The organism is Mobilisporobacter senegalensis (assembly GCF_003752155.1).
Classification (GTDB): domain Bacteria; phylum Bacillota; class Clostridia; order Lachnospirales; family Lachnospiraceae; genus Mobilisporobacter; species Mobilisporobacter senegalensis.
Map to the genome: position 1 here is coordinate 329,379 of NZ_RJVG01000002.1, position 18,053 is coordinate 347,431.

Consider the following 18,053-nt stretch of genomic DNA (forward strand, 5'->3'; position numbering starts at 1 on the left):
TAAGAAATGGAGAGTAATTTATGATAACCATAGAAGAATTATTAAAGATTGCCAAAGAAAAAGGGGCTTCCGATCTTCATATTACCGTTGGTATCCCGCCAAAATGCAGGATTAATGGAGAACTTCAGAATATGGGCGAGAATAAACTTATGCCTGAGGATACGGATGTTCTAATTATGCCTATGCTATCAGAGCATTTTAAAGAAATCTTAGAAGACAAAGGGGAAGTGGATTTCTCCTATTCTATACCAAGCCTTGGCAGATACAGAGTCAATGTATTTAAACAGAGAGGTTCCTATGCGGTTGCAATTCGATTAGTAGGAACTACAGTTCCAACACCTGAGCAGTTGGGAATTCCAGAGTCTGTGATCGAATTGACCAAGAAAAAACGTGGGCTGGTCCTGGTGACCGGACCAACGGGAAGCGGTAAGTCAACTACGTTAGCCTCTTTAATTGATGTAATTAACTCTAACTATAATGCTCATGTGATCACCCTGGAAGACCCCATTGAATATTTACATCAGCACAAAAAGGCAATTGTAAATCAACGGGAAATTGGTCTGGATACCCACTCTTATGCAAATGCATTAAGAGCAGCCCTTAGGGAAGATCCGGATGTGATACTGGTAGGTGAGATGAGGGACTTAGATACCATATCCATTGCCATTACAGCTGCGGAAACAGGACATCTTGTATTCTCCACACTCCATACTATTGGTGCTGCCAATACCGTTGACCGAATTATAGATGTATTTCCTCCACATCAACAGCAGCAGATTCGGATTCAGCTTGCCTCAGTATTAGAGTCTGTAATATCCCAGCAGTTGATTCCTTGTTCCGATGGAAAAGGACGGGTCGCAGCTTTTGAGGTAATGCATGGAAATTCCGCAATCCGGAATCTCATAAGAGAGGCAAAGGCGTTTCAGATTACGTCCGTTGTTCAGACCAATAAGAAGCTTGGAATGCAGACGATGGATGATGCAATTTATAATTTGTATCTGAGCAGGAAAATCGATGAGAATAAAGCAATTCATTTTGCACAAGATCCAATTGCACTTGAGAGAAAGTTATATTAAAGGAGGGAGAGAATGGCTGATTTTTCTTATGTGATCATAGATAAGAATGGAAAAGAAAAAAAGGGAAGTATGGATGCTGCCAATGAAGAGAAAGTAAAAGCTTCTTTAAGAGCAGAAGGATATATTCCCCTGTCTGTAACACCCCAGAATATAATGAATAAAGATATTAATCTTACCTTTGGGAGTTCTGTGAAACCAAGAGATTTAAGTGTATTCTGCCGGCAGTTAGTGAGTATATTATCCGCCGGAGTATCTATTATTAATGCACTGGATATGCTAAGCCAGCAGACGGAGAATCAAGTTCTTTCCAAAGCAATCAAAGAGGTACAGATTGCAGTGGAAAAGGGTGAGGCTCTGGCAGATGCCATGGAAGCTAACAAAAAAGTATTCCCCAATATTTTGATACATATGGTGGCAGCAGGAGAGGCTTCCGGTAATCTGGAAGTTGTGTTTGGACGTATGGCGGTACATTTTGAAAAAGATACGAAAATGAGGGCTCAGGTGAAAAAAGCCATGATTTATCCAAGTATGGTTGCCCTTGTTGCAGTCGGCGTCGTATTTGTTATGATGATTGTGGTTATCCCTAATTTTATGGGGATGTTTCAGGACATGAATATAGAAATGCCCTTTATGACACAGATGATCATTAATATGAGTAATTTCATGAAAAGTCAATGGTACATGATTCTGGGTTTGATTATCTTAATTGCAATCGGATTTCATGCTTATAAGAAATCACCATCAGGACAGATGGTACTGGGGCAATTAGGGTTAAAACTTCCTCTGTTTGGAAAGATCATTATTAAATCTAATTCTGCAAGATTTGGGAGAACCTTAAGTACTTTATTGGCAGCAGGAATCTCTATGATTGAAGCAATCGACATTACAGCCAGAACTATGGATAATGTGATTGCAAGGCAAGCGCTGTTAGATGCCAAGGAAGATGTGTCAAAGGGAATTTCTTTATCCGTTCCAATTCGAAATTCAGGTATTTTTCCTCCTATGGTATATCAGATGACCAGGATTGGAGAAGAATCCGGTAATATTGAGAGCATGCTAGAGAAACTGGCAGACTATTATGATGAAGAGGTGGAGATTGCCACCACATCTTTAAGCGCAGTATTGGAACCAATGATTATTGTGATTATGGCATTGGTGGTAGGGGTACTGATTATGGCAATCATGCAGCCAATGCTGTCCATGTACAATGGACTGGACAGTCTATAGTCTATTCAAAACACTAAGTTGGATAATATATTATTGCAGTTTACCTGTAATAATAATTATTAATAAAATAAAATTATATATTAAAGGAGAAGAAGTATGAAGAAAGAAAAGAGATTAAACAACAAAGGTTTTTCATTAGTTGAACTTATTATAGTTATTGCTATTATGGCAGTGCTTGCAGGTGCATTAGCACCACAGTTTATTAAATATGTGGCTAAATCTAGAGAGGCAACAGATAATCAGAATATAGATTTGTTAATTGCAACAACAAATGCTGTGTTAGCAGATCCAGACGTAACACCAGCAGTTGGTACGGTTACAATAACTTCTACATCAGCTGCAACTTTTACAAATGTTGGTTCTACATTTGAGGCTGCTTTTAAACAGGCAGTAGGTAGCAAATATCCAATGTCAAAAGTAAGTAGGGGCAAAGGATTTGTAATAACCATAGGCGGATCTGATGCAGCTGGATGGACAGTTACCTGTACAGTTGCACCATAATTAATAGATTATGATATACAAAACACTCAATATAGCAAGATATCTGAGTGTTTTGTATTCCTTTGAAAGTGAGCAATCAATATGCATCCAGATATCATATTTCCCCCACTCATCTTCCTATACGGTATCATCATCGGTAGTTTCTTAAACGTATGTATATACCGTATCCCCAGGAAAGAGAATATCACCACCACCAGATCTCATTGCATGAATTGTGGTTATTCATTAAAATGGTATGATTTGTTTCCGTTATTCAGCTATATTTTTCTTGGGGGAAAGTGCAGAAAGTGTAAGAAAAGGATATCTATTCAGTATCCAATCATAGAAGCACTGAATGGAAGTCTCTATGTGTTAATATTTCTGATCCATGGGTATCGGCTTGAAAGTATAATCTATTGCTTATTTACTTCCGCATTAATTGTACTAAGTGTAATTGATTTCAGGACTTATGAGATTCCCGTTGGAATCAATCTATTCATAGGGGTTCTTGGAAGCTTTCGCACATTTTTAGATTTTCCCCATATAGGGCAATATCTGTTAGGACTATGCAGTGTAAGCGGATTTTTATTGCTGATCTATCTTTTTACAAAAGGAAGAGGGATTGGCGGAGGAGACATTAAACTTATGGCAGCCAGTGGGCTGGTAATAGGATTTCCAAACATAGTTCTGGCTTTTATCCTTGGCTGTATTATTGGTTCGGTAATACATATCCTTCGAATGAGAATCTCCAAAGAAGACAGGGTATTAGCATTTGGACCTTATTTATCCATTGGTATATTCATAGCAATGCTTTATGGAAATCAGATTGTAAATTGGTATCTGAGTTTTTATTAAGCTGTATCAATACAAAGGAGGGGAAATATGGCAAACAGAGTAATTAGCATTGAAATTGGGCTTCAAAGAACAAAAATCTGTGAAGTTGATTATAAAAAGAAAAATCCGTGTGTTTATAATTGGATCACATTTACAACACCGGAGGATACCTTTGAAGATGGGTATATCAGAGATAAAGTAAAATTTGCATCCGTTGCAAAAGAAAAAATAAAAGAAGCAAATATGAAAGGCAATAAAGTAGTCTTTACCATTGCGTCTACAAAGATTGCCAATAGAGAAGTTACCATACCTATGGTAAAAGATAATCAGATCCAGGCTGTGATCGATGCAAATGCATCTGAATATTTTCCGGTTGAAATTTCTGAATATGCAATTACATACAGCATATTGGAGCGAATCATAACAAAAGAAGAGAAGAAGTTAAGATTATCCGTGTTGGCAGCGCCCAACAATTTGATTAAGAATTATTATAATGTAGCTGAGTTATTAGGCTACGAAGTAGAAGCAATTGACTATATCGGCAATAGTATCGTTCAGATCTTTAAGAAACAAATGAAGGCTGAAACAAATTTGATGATACAAATCAATGAGCAGACAACACTTATCAGTATTTTGGAAGAAAACGTATTGCAGCTTCAAAGAACAATACCCTATGGTACAACATCAGCAGTACAGGCAGTATTAAATAATGAGTGTTTTAATGTTGAAAATGAAAATGAAGCATTACTGCTTTTGTGCAGTAGTGAATTAATTAATATGCAATTGGATTCTTATGAGGAAGAAGCGGCATTGACTGTTTCTGAATCAGCAGCAGAATTCATGGATTTTGGAAAAGAAAGAGATGGAAAAGAGGAAGTAACAAATTCTTTAAGCTATTTGATCAGCAATGTTTTAAGAGTATTAGACTATTATACGTCTAAGAATAAAGACAAAAGTATCCGTACTATTTATGTGATGGGGCAGGGGGCACAAATTCTTGGGATCGAAAGGTTATTAAGGCATGAGACCGGAATTGATACAGAAAAATTAAAAAATCTTACCTCTGTTGCTTTTCATAAAGATACTTATATGAATCAGGAGGAACAGAGCGAATATATTTCCTGTATCGGTGCTACCATAGATCCGATTCATTTTATACCAAAAGAATATATTAGTACAGTGAAGAAGAAAAGTCTGATTCATAATAGAAAGGTAGTTCTTATCGGTTCCGTAGCAATAAGTATAATATTAATATTGACAGCCTATATAGGATATCAATTTGAGCGGCTTGAGAAGAAGAGACTGGAAGCTCAGATCAGTGCATTATCCGGAGTATATGAGGTGTATGAATCCCATGCCCTGGCAAAAGAAAAATATGATACTATGAAAGCCATGTATGATGTGACGGTGGGATATAATGATGAATTATCTGCGCTTATAAAAGAATTGGAAGATAAGTTACCAAGTGATCTTAATGTAGTGACAATGAATGTTACAGATAAAGATATATCCTTAAATATTAATACAGATTCAAAAACAATAGCAGCGAAAGTATTAACCCAATTAAAGACGATAAAGGTCCTTACTCAGGTATCAACTACTAATATTACAGAGACAAGAGATGAAGGTGGTAATGTAACAGTATCATTTACTGTTACTGCCCAATATCAATCTGTTCCAGAGGAGGATACGGATGGAATTTATTAATAAGTTATCACAAAAAGAGAAGAACCTGATATTCATACTATTCATTCTGGTAATTCTACTGGTATCTTATCGATTCGGTTTTGTGTATTTAACGAATAAAACAGATGCTCTGCATAGTGAAAATATAGAGCTTAGTACAAAACTTGCAGATCTCCAGCAAAAAGTTGCAAATAAAGATAAATATGCAGAAGAAACAAATCAGATGACTGGTGAGATTACTCATATGCTGAATAACCTGTCTACTTCCATATCCCAGGAGAAGAGTACAGTATTTGTTACAGAATTAGAAGAGAATGCCAAGATGAATGTAAGTGCAGTAACATATGGGGAAGTAAGTGAGGTGTATTCCCAGGGGCAGGCAGCAGCCGGTCAGGAGGAAGCATCAGACGGGGACGTGACAGCTACAGATCCTGAGATAACCAATGAAACTGTTCCGGTGGAATCCACGGGAGAACAAGTGGGAAAGCAATCGGAATTAAAAGGTTATAAATCCAATATAACAATTAATTATCAAACAAATTATGCCGGATTAAAGAGTGCCATTGATTATATTAATAAATATAAAGAAAAGATGAGGATTCAATCTCTTACAGCTGCATTTGACAGTACTACAGGAAACTTAACAGGAACATTATCCTATGATGTCTTTGCACTTCTTGGGGAAGGCAGAGAAGAAGAATCAGTATATATCAATGGAGTTAATATTGGAAAAGATAATATATTTGGAACTTTTGAATTACCGGTAGAATAGTTTTGCAAATGTCTGTAATATATATAGGTAATTGCGAAACTAATAAATATTCCAAGTTTGTGATACAACTTATACAAATTCCTACGCTCCAACGCTCCTTCCGCTTAGCTTCCGCTTCGGAATTGTATTATTTGTATCACAAACAGCCAATGCTTTGGAGTTTCGCAATTACCTACTGTAATATACAGACAAGAGAGGAGGAAAACCATGTTTGCTCAGAGAGATAATATATCTAATATTAAAAAGAACAATAAAGGTTTTTCCTTAGTTGAACTCCTTGTAAGTGTGGCTATTCTGGCTATTGTGATCGGACCTGTTCTGAATAATTTTGTTACTGCAGCCAGGGTGAATGCAAAAGCCAGAAAGGTACAGAATGAAACAAATATTGTCCAAAGTATTGCAGAAGATGTGAAAGCAAAATCAATTCTTGATATTGCTACAACTTATAATGATAATACAGTACCAGATGGTGATAAGACAACCTATACCAAGAAAATCATAAAGGATGGCAGGCATATTTATGATGCAAGGATAACCTTAAATAAAGGTGTGTATAAAGAGGTAAGTCCCGGTGGGGATCCTATGGGTTATAATAATTTTAAAATGCCCATTATATCCGATATCAATGAGACAAAGAATGTAATTGCCACAGAGTCTTATGAGAGTTCTATGGCAGTATCGGTATTATATAATAATTACAGGTGGTATAGGGAGGAAACAAAGACGGATAGCGGATATACCGTAGATGAATATAATGAAGAAGAGGTAAGAACAAATCTTCACAGGAATATCCGGATCAATATTACTTATAGCAGCGGATTAATTACTGTAAGGGTGGAAGCAGTTTATACCTGTAATGCAGTACCGGGAACCGGCAGTGAAACTTATGTATTAAAAGAAGTTCCATATACTTCTGAAATGAAAGGGATATATGTGTTTTATAATCCTATTCAGCATGATAAAGTAACTATATATAAAGAAAATACTATCACTGACAGTATTGATGTGTTCCTGGTCAGTCAGGATACGGAATTTTATCCTCCAATCACAGTTGAGAACCCTGGCTTTGTACCTGTATATAGTAATGTGGACACAGATAGTCCTCTGGTAAAGAAGGATACGAATATCAGATTATATGATGTGACAATTGAGCTATATGAGCCGGGAGTGGACTACTTAGTGACAGAGCCACGTGTAACTTTCCATACGATTAAGGAGGAATGACCATGAAGAATAGGAAAAGCAATATCATGAACAATTCCGGGTCTACTATGATCATTGTTATTGTATGCGTTGGATTCATAAGTATCATATCCTCTCTTCTATTGATTACTACAGTGAATAACATTCAGATGAAGGCAATCAATCAGAGGTCAAAGTCCAATTTCTACAGTGCAGAGATTGCACTTTCAGAGATACGTGCCGGTGTTGAAGAAGTGACGGCAAAAGCTATGGAAGTGGCTTATAATAAAGTTATGGAAAAGTATCTTGATGATTCTGTGGATAAAGAAAGCCTGTTCTCTGAAACATTTACGGAAGAAATTGCAAAGACATTAGGAAATGGTATTATTCTTAACTATTATGATATCAGTAAATTAGCGGCATATATAAAGAATCCGGAAGCGATGCTGATAACGGATACAGACCTTGATGAGAATCAATTAATCATTGATGGAACGAATGCGGGCAGACCAAAGTATATTACAATAAAGAACGTTCATATAAGTTATGTAGATGCAAAAGATTATAAGACTACTTTGTCTACAGACATTAAGATATCCGTTCCAGGTATGGATATTCAGGCGGCAACGAGGGGAACCAATGTATATGCAGATTATGGTCTGATTGCCGATAAAAGCATTACACTTCTTACGGCAAACAACGTTAATATACAGGGAAATACATACGCAGGAGCGGAAGGTATCAGATTGGAGAATGCTTCTTTCCTTAATATGAGCCAGGGAAGTAATATTATTACAAGGGGAAATATTGAGGTTCTTGACAGAAGTAAATTACAAATACAGGATAATCCTAATATATGGGCAAAGAATCTTATTACAGCAGGAACCAGTCCTGATACAGAGGCAAAAACAACGATAGATATTGAAGGAAACTGCTTTATAGAGAATGATCTTTTACTGAATGCAAGGAAAAGCCAGGTCACAGTAAAGGGCGAATATTATGGATATGGGAATGAATTAAATCCCAATAACAGCAGTGCAGTTATCATTAATGGTTTGAAATCAACCTTAGACCTGTCAGGTCTTTCACGCCTGTTAATTGCCGGGAGGGCCTATCTTGACCCAAAGACCAGCGGGAATCAATATAATGCTACGGAACAGGGTGAGATTCAGACAGGAGAATCACTGGCAGTTAAGGGAAATCAATATGCCTACTTAGTTCCTACTGAGTGTCTGTGGAGAGATACCAGTTATACAGGAATCGATCCCAAGCAGGTCAGTAACCCGGTATCTTTTGAATTATATGAGAAGAGAAGGAATAATACGGATGGATTACCGGCAGGAACGCCAATGGTCAGTTTAACTTCAGAGATAAGAAACTATGCCAACGGATATACGGAGATATTTTATAATAATGGAACGAGACAGGAAGTATTTTTCTTCCTCACATTTGACAGCCCGGGTAAGGCCAATGAATATTTAAAATATTATTATGAAAGCCAGCGTTCCCTGACAGAAAGCAATATGGAAGCAAGAATAAAGAGTTTTGCCAACAGCCTTACTCTTAATACTGCTTCTTCCATGATTCTCTCACCGGGACATCTGCTTAGTTATACAGATGTGGATGGTGTAGGGCTTGAAGAAAGTACTACTGCTCCGGATGGCACTTCATTGAATTCTATGACCGCAAATTTCAAGAGCAGATATAAAGTATTATCCGAAGAATTATCTGAGATATCCAGAGGAGGAGCCTTAGATACGAACTCTGTATATAGGTCCCTTGTAAATGATTCTCTTATCACGGCAGGAATGAACAAGGTATATAATGTGGATGGATATAAGGGATATGTGGTTGATGGAAACTATAACACTATTCCAGGAACAAAGGGAATCATTATTGCAACGGGAGATGTTACCGTCAATGGTGATTATACAGGATTGATTCTTGCCGGCGGGAAAGTCATTCTCACAAATGAATCAAGTGTGACTGCTTCCGGCAGTATCGTAAATCATATCCTTAATAAAAATACAGAATTGAATTCTTATTTAAGAAATGTAACAGTAAGCAGTGTGGGAGGAACAGGTGGATCTATCAGTGGTGACAGAATTATTGTTTCTGATTTAATTGGCTATGAAAGATGGAAGATGAATGAAGACTAAGAGGTGCAGGGACATGGACCGTAATAATAAAGGATATACGCTGATTGAGTTGATCATTACATTAGCTATCCTTACGATAATCACAACAGGTGCCGTGGCAATGGCAAGCCGTATTACTTTTGCAGATACGACAAAGGCAGCGAAAATTGTGGATTCTACTATGGATAAGCTTCGTTTAGAGACAATGACTAAGAGTACGAAACAATATCTTCACCTATATACTTATGATAATTCTATATATATAAAAGTATCTGATAAAAGTGATCCGTCATTGGCTGGATTAGATTCAGATTCCGGGAAGAAAATTGGCGGCAGGATGTCTGTATATTATATTGGTGCCAGCGGAACCGAGGAACTATTGGGAACCGATAATAGTATTGTAATTGGATTTGAGAGAAGTTCAGGAGCATTTTCATCGGATTATGATACCATACGATTTGAATATGGTGGAAAAAGTTCAACAATATATTGTATCAAAGCGACAGGCAGGCATTATGTGAGTTAGCAGGTGAAAGGAGGGGGACTTTTGAGGAGAATAGAAAAAGATCATACAGGATTTACCCTTATTGAATTATTAGTGTCCATCTCTATATCCGCACTTGTTATGCTATCCTTGGTCTATATTATTAATTATAGTACCAGGAATTATAGAAATGCCAGTGCAGAAGTGTCCCTCCAGACAGAAGCCCAGATGATGCTGAACCAGATGTCGGATCTTATTATAGAAGCCTATAATGTAAAATATGACCCAAGTGGAATCCTGACCTTGTATCATGAGGATTATAAATATCTGATCATATTAGATTCACTAAATCAACAGCTAAACTTTGAGAAATATTATATTGGTGGAGACAAGATAGGAAATACAGAACTTTTAGGCAGATATGTGACCTCTTTTCAGGTGACTGACACAGGGGATGATGATGATAACAGTCAGATAAAGATATCCTTAAGTCTTAAGAATGGACGGAATATGTATGAGATAAAAGATCAGTTAATCACACTTAGGAATCAGATTAAACCGGTACCATAAATGGAATGAGGTGTATGAGATGAAGAAAAATAACGGTAAGAATAAGAAAAGAAGGATAGTATCCCATAAAGGAATTAAATTATCCATTGGATGTATCATATTTGCTGCATTTCTCTTTACCATGCCTCAGATCATTACCTGGGTACAGGCTGCCGTAATTACTCATGGAGAGGCTGTAAATGATATTATCCCCGGGGAAACAGGGGAAAAAGGAACGAAACAGAACCCATTTGTAATACTTGAGATTGTTCCTTATGAGGGATATGCAGAGATTGGATATCTGATAGAAGGCTGTGAACCTGTGGATATGGAAAAAGTAAGATATTCAGGAGATATGACAACAGTTACGGCAGCATTGGCATCTACAGCTGAATGGGGAGTAAGAAAACAATTCCCTGATGAAAAAGGAATCCCGTCCAGTTGGACTGCTGTGAATGAAAATGTGACACTTTATGGCTATTATGAGAAGGTTGCAGATAATAAAGGGGTATTTCGAGAAGCTGTAAACAGTGCTACAGGTGAAATTGATTATATTAAGGTCGGTGAGAATCAAGGTAATATCATATGGAAGACAATTTTCAAGAAAAATATCAGTGTAGTAGAGAAAAAAAGAAAACTTACTGCCATTGGTGAAAAAGTCTATATGTATAGAACGGATAATCAGTATAAACAAGGATATGCCTATACCTATGATCATAAACATCAATTTTTAAAAGAAGTATTGGAAGTACCGGAGAAGCAGATTCCAAATTATGAGATTATGGTAAAAACGGTAGAGCCAAAAGATTTGAATAATCAACTGGATTGGATCGATCGGGCAGATTTGATCTCAATCAGCCCCAAATCCCATATTGCAGGGTTACCTGAGGTATGGGGAAAGTATAATTTAGCAGGAAAATCCTATCAAGGGAACCATAGTACAGATTTTTCCGGTAATGACCTGAGTTGGGCTGCGGTCGTCAGAATCTTTAAAAAAGTAAATATTGCAGAAGATTATGCCGGCATGATATTTGATTGGGGCGTTTATACCAACCCTCCTGCTTCCACATCAAGGTCAGGAGTGATATCTTACCAGATTAACTATGATGGAAAGATTACCGGTAATGGAAACGCTGCACAAAAAGGTAACAGGAACAATGTATATAAGCTGGCATTGATGTCCAGAACCATGAATCCGGTCCTTTTTTATAATTTATTCCTAAATGAAAGCCAGGGGACTCCATTAATACAAGATGGGTCTTATACAATCCAGCCAAACAGCAACGCAAAGCAGTACTGGACCCAATCCACTTTTATGTTTTCACAAAAAGATGGAAGCCTTGCATGGGACACCCATTGGAATGAGTTATGGGATAAGTATCAATTAAATCCTAACATGGGAGATAATGTTAGTGTGTCCGGCAGGATCTATTCCTATAATGGAGACAATAGTTTGTCTCAGAATTTTGCAAGTAATACCATAGCAGCAACAAAATTCACAGAAGAATTCAGGGATTATATAAGTAAAAAAGGACTTACTTCCACACCTGCCCATGCAGTCAGATATATTTTAGGACCACAGAATAAAGAGCCAATACGCAATAGAGATATGAAGGTACTGGAACTTCAACCTACGAAGGATTTCGGGCTTACTCCTTTTACGGTTCGGACTATGTTTCCAAGGTGTATTGGAAAGATCGATATCGTATCTATGACTTCAGCAGAGTTTGTGGGTAAAATAGAAGATCTTAATAGTACCTATGATATGATATATATGGGAATGAATTATGGAGAGTATAACACCAGGAGCAGAGTTTCTTCCGATAATAAAAGTTGGCCCCAGAACTTAAAATTACCTGATTATAATGATAATAATCTTGATGGAAAGATATATCTACATGTAGGAGATAAGATCACCGGAGACCGCCATGGAGTGAATTGGATCACTGAGATTCTTCCAAAAACGGAGCCTTATGAAAACAGAACTGCAAGAATGCCCGGGAATGATATTACAAAGAGTAAAATGAAACATCTGGAAGAATTCATTGAGGCGGGATATCCGGTACTGGTGGAACCAATGTTATATAACACCGGAACAGACCTTACGGACCTTGTGGTTGATAAAACTTCTAATATATATTCTCTGATCCGGAATAAAAAGTCTAAGGTGAATGTGATGAATGCAGAGAATCTTCCAAGTAATACTCCAGCCACAGGTGTAGTCTGGAGCAAACCGATTTTACAGATTGATTCTTCACCTAAGGCATATGTAGGTACCTCCAGTGATGGTAAGATAGCTGATAGTAATTATATTAATAGTGAGAATATTAATTATAGGAATCTTAATTTTAAATATACGATTCTGGACGAGGATGATTCTAAGAGATTTGATGTGAAGCTCTTTATTGATGCCAACTCGGATGGCAGATTTGATGAGGAGACAGAACTTAATATGATACAAAGGGGGATGACTCCCAATGTATCACATAATTTTACAAAAAGATTGGCGAGAGATTACTTTGGCGTCATTCCCTGGAAGTTACAGATTGTAGATACCGGTAATCCCAATAATAGGGATGAAGTATCAGGAACATCGGCTGTGAAAAGAACAGATTCAGACAAAGAAAGAATCAAAGTACTGCAGGTGAATCAAACAAACAGCTCTACCTTGAGCCTGGCGGGGAATGCTGTTTTTGAAACCTATACCAAAAATTTAAATGATTTTGTTGTAAAATTTGAAACGGTAACTATAGCGGATTTTCAGGGACGGTATGCAGGATCTAAATATTTTAATACTTCAACGGAAGAAACCAAAAAGAATACAGATCAATTAAAAGAATATAATATGCTCATTTTAGGATTCAATGATACCTATGGGCCGATTACAAATGAATCTGCAAGGAATAATATCCAGTACTTTATAGAAAAGGGAAAGAGCGTTTTATTTACTCATGATATTACTTCTTTTAATAATGCTTCGAATCAGTCCGGTTCTTACGGATATTATTTTAATAGGGACTTCAGGGATATTCTGGGAATGGATCGTTTTGGCATTAGAAACCCTGGGAAGGTTTTAAAAGATTATAATGATTTGGCCATATCTCCAAGTGGAGCCCGGTATTCCCAAAAACATGGGTATACTTACTATTCTTTAATAAGAATGGCTGATAATGGACAGAAGCTCACATATAAAGATCTGACCCCAACGGATAATGCTCTTGAAACAACTACAGTAACTAAGTTAAATAGCGGGCAGATTACCCAGTATCCATATGCCATTGACGATACAATTCCGGTAGCCAATACCCATGGACAATATTTTCAATTGAACCTGGATGATCCTGGTATTGTAGTATGGTATTGCCTGGGCAAAGGTCTTAACGATGTATATGGGAAGTCTCCAAACGATGCCGCTAATAATTACTACATCTATAACAAGGGCAATATTACTTATTCGGGAGTAGGCCACTCCAAGGTCGGGGGTAGTATCATGGAAGTAAAACTTTTCGTGAATACTATGATTGCAGCTTACCGGGCAAGTATAGAAGAGCCTATGATAGAGATTGTGAATGAGGAAGAATGTATCTTCATTCCTGGGGAAGAATATGGAGAAAATGAATATCTGGAGATCGAATTCATACCTTGGGATTTCAACTTATCCAGTCAGGAACTGGGTGTTAAAGTAAATATCAAAGATAGTTCTGAGTTGGAGATATATGATAAGTTCGGCAATAAAATGAATCAGATATTCACAAGTAAAGATGGAAAGAGGCTGTTAAAGCTTGAGAATGGTAACACATATACTGCCCGTTATAAACGAAGTTTGTTCTCTGATGTAAACTTAAGAACCATAGAGTTTTATATTGAGAATAAAGGTGGATTTTACGGAGATGAAGAGCTAAAGCTAAAAGAAAGAGTATTATTTAACCTATATTGATTTGAGATGTAGTAAAGGGAAAACGAGCTTAGACTGAACTGTAATGATTTAGGAAATATCATAATAGATAAAAATCAGAGTAAAAAAACACCGAGTAATCGGTGTTTTTTTCATGGAATAATCATGGAGGTATCCCACTAAATTGTGAGGCACCCTTTACACGTTAGGGATGTTTACCATACCTTGTTTTTAAAAAATTAAAAACTATAAAAAAGGTAAAAAATACATAAAAAAGCACTTGACAGTTGAATGTCCACTCAACTATAATAAAAGCATAAGTTGAATAGTTGTTCAACTGTTTCAATTAAGAATATCTATTTAAGATATGTTTCTCTAATGTGATTGATTTTTATCTGACAAAGGGGAAGCAGGAAAAAGAAAGATCAAAGGAAAGGATAGGTACAAAAATATGGGCAAAGAAAAAGAAGATGTAATTTGTGATTGTGAAGTAATACATGCAGATTTAGTAGAACAAGTGAAAAAGAAGATGCCGGAAGAAGATGAATTATATGATTTATCCGATTTCTTTAAAGTATTTGGTGATAGTACGAGAATCAAAATCATGTGGGCGCTGGATGAAAGTGAAATGTGTGTCTGTGATCTGGCAGTACTTCTTAATATGACCAAATCAGCCATCTCACATCAGCTTCGTTCCTTAAAGCAAGCCAACCTGGTAAAGAATAGAAAAGAAGGAAAAGTAGTCTTTTATTCACTGACAGACGACCATGTAAAAGCAATATTTGAAAAAGGCCTGGAGCACATACGGGAATAAAAACTTTATAATATAAAAAGAGTAATAAAAATGAAATATTAAAAATATTGGAGGAATATTGTATGAAGAAATCATTTCGATTGGATGGATTATGTTGTGGGAATTGCGCTTCTAAAATAGAAAGAGAAGTTGGCAAATTAGATGGAGTTACAAGTACTACCGTCAATTTTATGACGACTAAGATGGTTATTGAAGGGGAAGACGAGAAGATACCCGATATCATTGCTGCAGCTGAGAAGATCATAAAGAAAATTGAACCAGATGTAGTAATGAAGAAAGCATAATGAGGGGCGGGCGATTGTATGAAGAAACGTTTGAGGCGAATTCTATTAGGCGGTATTTTATTTGCTCTGTCTGTGATATTTCATATAGAGAATGAATGGTTACGATTAGCGGCTTTTTTGATTAGTTATATTATTGTTGGTGGTGACGTAGTATACAAAGCAATTCGTAATATATTTCGGGGTAATGTTTTTGATGAAAACTTTCTAATGAGTATTGCATCCATTGGTGCTTTCTTCGTTGGTGAATTTCCGGAGGGAGTTGCAGTTATGCTTTTCTATCAGGTGGGAGAGCTGTTCCAGGATTACGCAGTGAACCAATCCAGAAAATCCATCTCCAATCTGATGGATATCAGACCTGATTACGCCAATGTAAAAAGAGGAGAGGAAATAGTTACACTAGACCCGGATGATGTAAAAATCGGAGATATTATTGTGATTAAGGCAGGAGAGAGAATTCCTCTGGATGGTATTGTATTAGAAGGAAATTCCATGATTGATACCATAGCACTTACTGGAGAATCTGTTCCCAGGGAAGTATATCCCGGAAGTAATATATTAAGCGGCTGTATTAATATTAACGGTCTGGTCACTGCAGAAGTTACCAAAGAATATAGTGAATCAACCGTCAGTAAGATACTTGATCTGGTGGAAAATGCAAGCAGTAAAAAATCAAAATCAGAACAGTTTATCACTAAATTTGCAAGATTTTATACTCCAATTGTTGTAATCATTGCTGCAATCTTAGCAATCGTTCCACCTCTTGTTATTGAGGGAGCAACATTTAGTGATTGGATCTATAGAGCATTATCCTTTTTGGTTGTATCCTGTCCATGTGCTTTAGTTATCTCTATCCCATTAAGTTTCTTTGGGGGAATCGGCGGGGCATCGAAAAAAGGTATTCTTGTAAAAGGCAGCAATTATCTTGAGGCACTGGCAAGTACTGAAATTGTAGTATTCGATAAAACAGGTACCTTAACGAAAGGTGTATTTAATGTTCAGGAAATTCATGAAGTAGGAATTTCCAAGGAAGAATTGCTTGAATTTGCAGTATATGCAGAAAGTTATTCAAGCCATCCAATCTCTTCTTCCTTAAAGCGCTTCTACCAGGAAGAGATAAATAATGAAAGAATCTCAGGTGTGGAAGAGGTTGCAGGACACGGTGTTATTGCAACTGTGGATGGCAAAGTTGTAATGGCTGGGAATGGGAAGCTTATGGAGAAAATGAATATTCCCTACAATAATGAAGAAATTGCAGGAACGGTAGTCCATGTAGCTGTAGATAATATCTATGGAGGATATATTTTAATAGCGGATGAGATTAAGGAAGATGCGGCCGAAGCAATCCATGGACTTAAGGCAGCCGATATAAAACAAACCGTTATGCTGACAGGTGATTCCAGGAATGTTGGTGAAAAAGTTGCAAGAGAACTGGGACTTGACAGAGCTTATACAGAACTTCTTCCAGGTGACAAAGTTGATAAGCTGGAAGAGATCATGAAAGAAAAATCAATAAATGGTAAATTATGTTTCGTTGGTGATGGTATTAATGATGCACCTGTATTGGCAAGAGCAGATATTGGCATTGCAATGGGAGGGCTAGGGTCTGATGCAGCCATCGAAGCAGCAGATATTGTTATCATGACAGATGAACCATCCAAAATAGCTGCGGCTATCAAAATATCTAAAAAAACTAAGATCATTGCAAATCAGAATATTATATTTGCAATTGGAGTAAAAGCGTTAATACTTGCACTTAGCGCTATGGGATATGCAAGTATGTGGGCAGCAGTTTTTGCAGATGTAGGAGTTGCTGTAATTGCTATACTAAATGCTTTTAGAGCTTTAAATATAAAAAATATATAAGGGCTGGAGTTGTTGTAAAATAAAGTTTCTTCTTATAAAAGATACTTACATTTTTGCAGCAGCTCCGGCTTTTTTTATGTGTGTCTGAGCGGTGATTCCTTTATCAATGGCCTGTAAAATGATCTCCGCCATTTTTGCAGGTGGTTCAGGCATACCATCTTTAAGCCATATCTGCAGCATGCTGACACATCCAGCCAGCCCAAAGGCAGAATAATACTCTTTAGTCCTTAAGTCATACCCGTCAAATGGCTGATATGTTATTACTTCTTTCATGATCTTTTTTTGAATGTCAAGATTGCAATTCTCACTAAGCAAAGCAGTAAAAAGATCCGCATTTTTTTGGGCATAATCCAGAATGCAGGTCAAAGACTGATATGATATTGGCTTTTTTTCGTCGAAAGGTTCTATGTCCATATGCTTCTTTATATTCCTGATCACCTCGTTACAGATGTATTCCAGCAGATCGTACTGATCCTGAAAGTGGGAATAAAAAGTACTCCGGTTGATATCCGCTTTTTCACAAATAAGTTTCACCGATATTTTTGAAATATGTTTTTTCAGCATACACTCGATTAAGGAATTCTGTAAAAGCTGGATCGTCAATCTGACACGCCTGTCTGTTCTTTCATTTTTCATGATTTGTATCCACTTCCCCTTCAAATATAAAATTTTTCTAAATACCCATCACTTTTTAAAGAGAGTGTTGGATATTTAACTTTTTCTCCAACAGTGCTGGTTGTAAAGCTACAGTGTGTTTATTATAATACAT

The 18,053-nt window shown here is 36.9% G+C and carries 15 protein-coding genes; 14 read left to right on the forward strand and 1 reads right to left on the reverse strand.

The features are described from left to right. Positions 1 to 20 precede the first annotated feature (20 nt). The 14 genes from EDD66_RS04290 to EDD66_RS04355 all read left to right on the forward strand — a co-directional run bounded on the left by EDD66_RS04290 (position 21) and on the right by EDD66_RS04355 (position 17,284). Entirely contained in the window at positions 21 to 1,076 is a 1,056-nt protein-coding gene (locus EDD66_RS04290; protein WP_207667745.1) for a type IV pilus twitching motility protein PilT, read from the forward strand. 12 nt (positions 1,077 to 1,088) lie between these two features. Then, on the forward strand, positions 1,089 to 2,303 hold the full coding sequence (locus EDD66_RS04295; protein ID WP_123608325.1) for a type II secretion system F family protein: 1,215 nt from the start codon (positions 1,089 to 1,091) through the stop codon (positions 2,301 to 2,303). Positions 2,304 to 2,399: 96 nt separating this feature from the next. After that, the gene (locus EDD66_RS04300; RefSeq protein ID WP_123608326.1) at positions 2,400 to 2,804 is read left to right on the forward strand and encodes a type II secretion system protein; all 405 of its coding nucleotides are present in this window, start codon (positions 2,400 to 2,402) and stop codon (positions 2,802 to 2,804) included. 81 nt (positions 2,805 to 2,885) lie between these two features. After that, positions 2,886 to 3,638: a prepilin peptidase gene (locus tag EDD66_RS04305; RefSeq protein WP_123608327.1), complete on the forward strand. Its 753-nt coding sequence runs from the start codon at positions 2,886 to 2,888 to the stop codon at positions 3,636 to 3,638. A 27-nt stretch (positions 3,639 to 3,665) separates the two neighbouring features. Further along, positions 3,666 to 5,324 (forward strand): pilus assembly protein PilM, encoded by a 1,659-nt coding sequence (gene pilM, locus EDD66_RS04310; RefSeq protein ID WP_123608328.1) that lies wholly within the window; start codon positions 3,666 to 3,668, stop codon positions 5,322 to 5,324. Beyond that, positions 5,311 to 6,075, forward strand: a complete 765-nt coding sequence (locus EDD66_RS04315) for a hypothetical protein (RefSeq protein ID WP_123608329.1) — start codon at positions 5,311 to 5,313, stop codon at positions 6,073 to 6,075. The genes pilM and EDD66_RS04315 overlap by 14 nt, the downstream gene beginning before the upstream one ends. A gap of 207 nt (positions 6,076 to 6,282) precedes the next feature. Further along, positions 6,283 to 7,299 carry a type IV pilus modification PilV family protein gene (locus EDD66_RS04320; protein WP_123608330.1) on the forward strand — a complete coding sequence of 339 codons (1,017 nt, stop codon included), beginning with the start codon at positions 6,283 to 6,285 and terminating at the stop codon, positions 7,297 to 7,299. Between the two features lie 2 nt (positions 7,300 to 7,301). Continuing rightward, a complete protein-coding gene (locus EDD66_RS04325) occupies positions 7,302 to 9,416 on the forward strand; it encodes a hypothetical protein (RefSeq protein WP_123608331.1) in 2,115 nt (704 codons plus the stop codon). Continuing rightward, the gene (locus tag EDD66_RS04330; protein ID WP_123608332.1) at positions 9,406 to 9,921 is read left to right on the forward strand and encodes a prepilin-type N-terminal cleavage/methylation domain-containing protein; all 516 of its coding nucleotides are present in this window, start codon (positions 9,406 to 9,408) and stop codon (positions 9,919 to 9,921) included. The genes EDD66_RS04325 and EDD66_RS04330 overlap by 11 nt, the downstream gene beginning before the upstream one ends. A gap of 21 nt (positions 9,922 to 9,942) precedes the next feature. Next, positions 9,943 to 10,449, forward strand: coding sequence for a prepilin-type N-terminal cleavage/methylation domain-containing protein (locus EDD66_RS04335; protein ID WP_170164250.1), 507 nt, complete (start codon positions 9,943 to 9,945; stop codon positions 10,447 to 10,449). Positions 10,450 to 10,468: 19 nt separating this feature from the next. Further along, on the forward strand, positions 10,469 to 14,365 hold the full coding sequence (locus EDD66_RS04340; RefSeq protein ID WP_123608334.1) for a DUF5057 domain-containing protein: 3,897 nt from the start codon (positions 10,469 to 10,471) through the stop codon (positions 14,363 to 14,365). A 409-nt stretch (positions 14,366 to 14,774) separates the two neighbouring features. After that, complete coding sequence (locus EDD66_RS04345; RefSeq protein ID WP_123608335.1) at positions 14,775 to 15,137, forward strand: ArsR/SmtB family transcription factor; 363 nt, start codon at positions 14,775 to 14,777, stop codon at positions 15,135 to 15,137. Between the two features lie 62 nt (positions 15,138 to 15,199). After that, positions 15,200 to 15,421 carry a cation transporter gene (locus tag EDD66_RS04350; protein ID WP_123608336.1) on the forward strand — a complete coding sequence of 74 codons (222 nt, stop codon included), beginning with the start codon at positions 15,200 to 15,202 and terminating at the stop codon, positions 15,419 to 15,421. 18 nt (positions 15,422 to 15,439) lie between these two features. Next, positions 15,440 to 17,284 (forward strand): heavy metal translocating P-type ATPase, encoded by a 1,845-nt coding sequence (locus tag EDD66_RS04355; RefSeq protein ID WP_123608337.1) that lies wholly within the window; start codon positions 15,440 to 15,442, stop codon positions 17,282 to 17,284. 45 nt (positions 17,285 to 17,329) lie between these two features. Here EDD66_RS04355 and EDD66_RS04360 read toward each other — a convergent pair whose 3' ends face one another. Beyond that, positions 17,330 to 17,920: a TetR/AcrR family transcriptional regulator gene (locus tag EDD66_RS04360; protein ID WP_123608338.1), complete on the reverse strand. Its 591-nt coding sequence runs from the start codon at positions 17,918 to 17,920 to the stop codon at positions 17,330 to 17,332. Between the last annotated feature and the right edge of the window lie 133 nt (positions 17,921 to 18,053).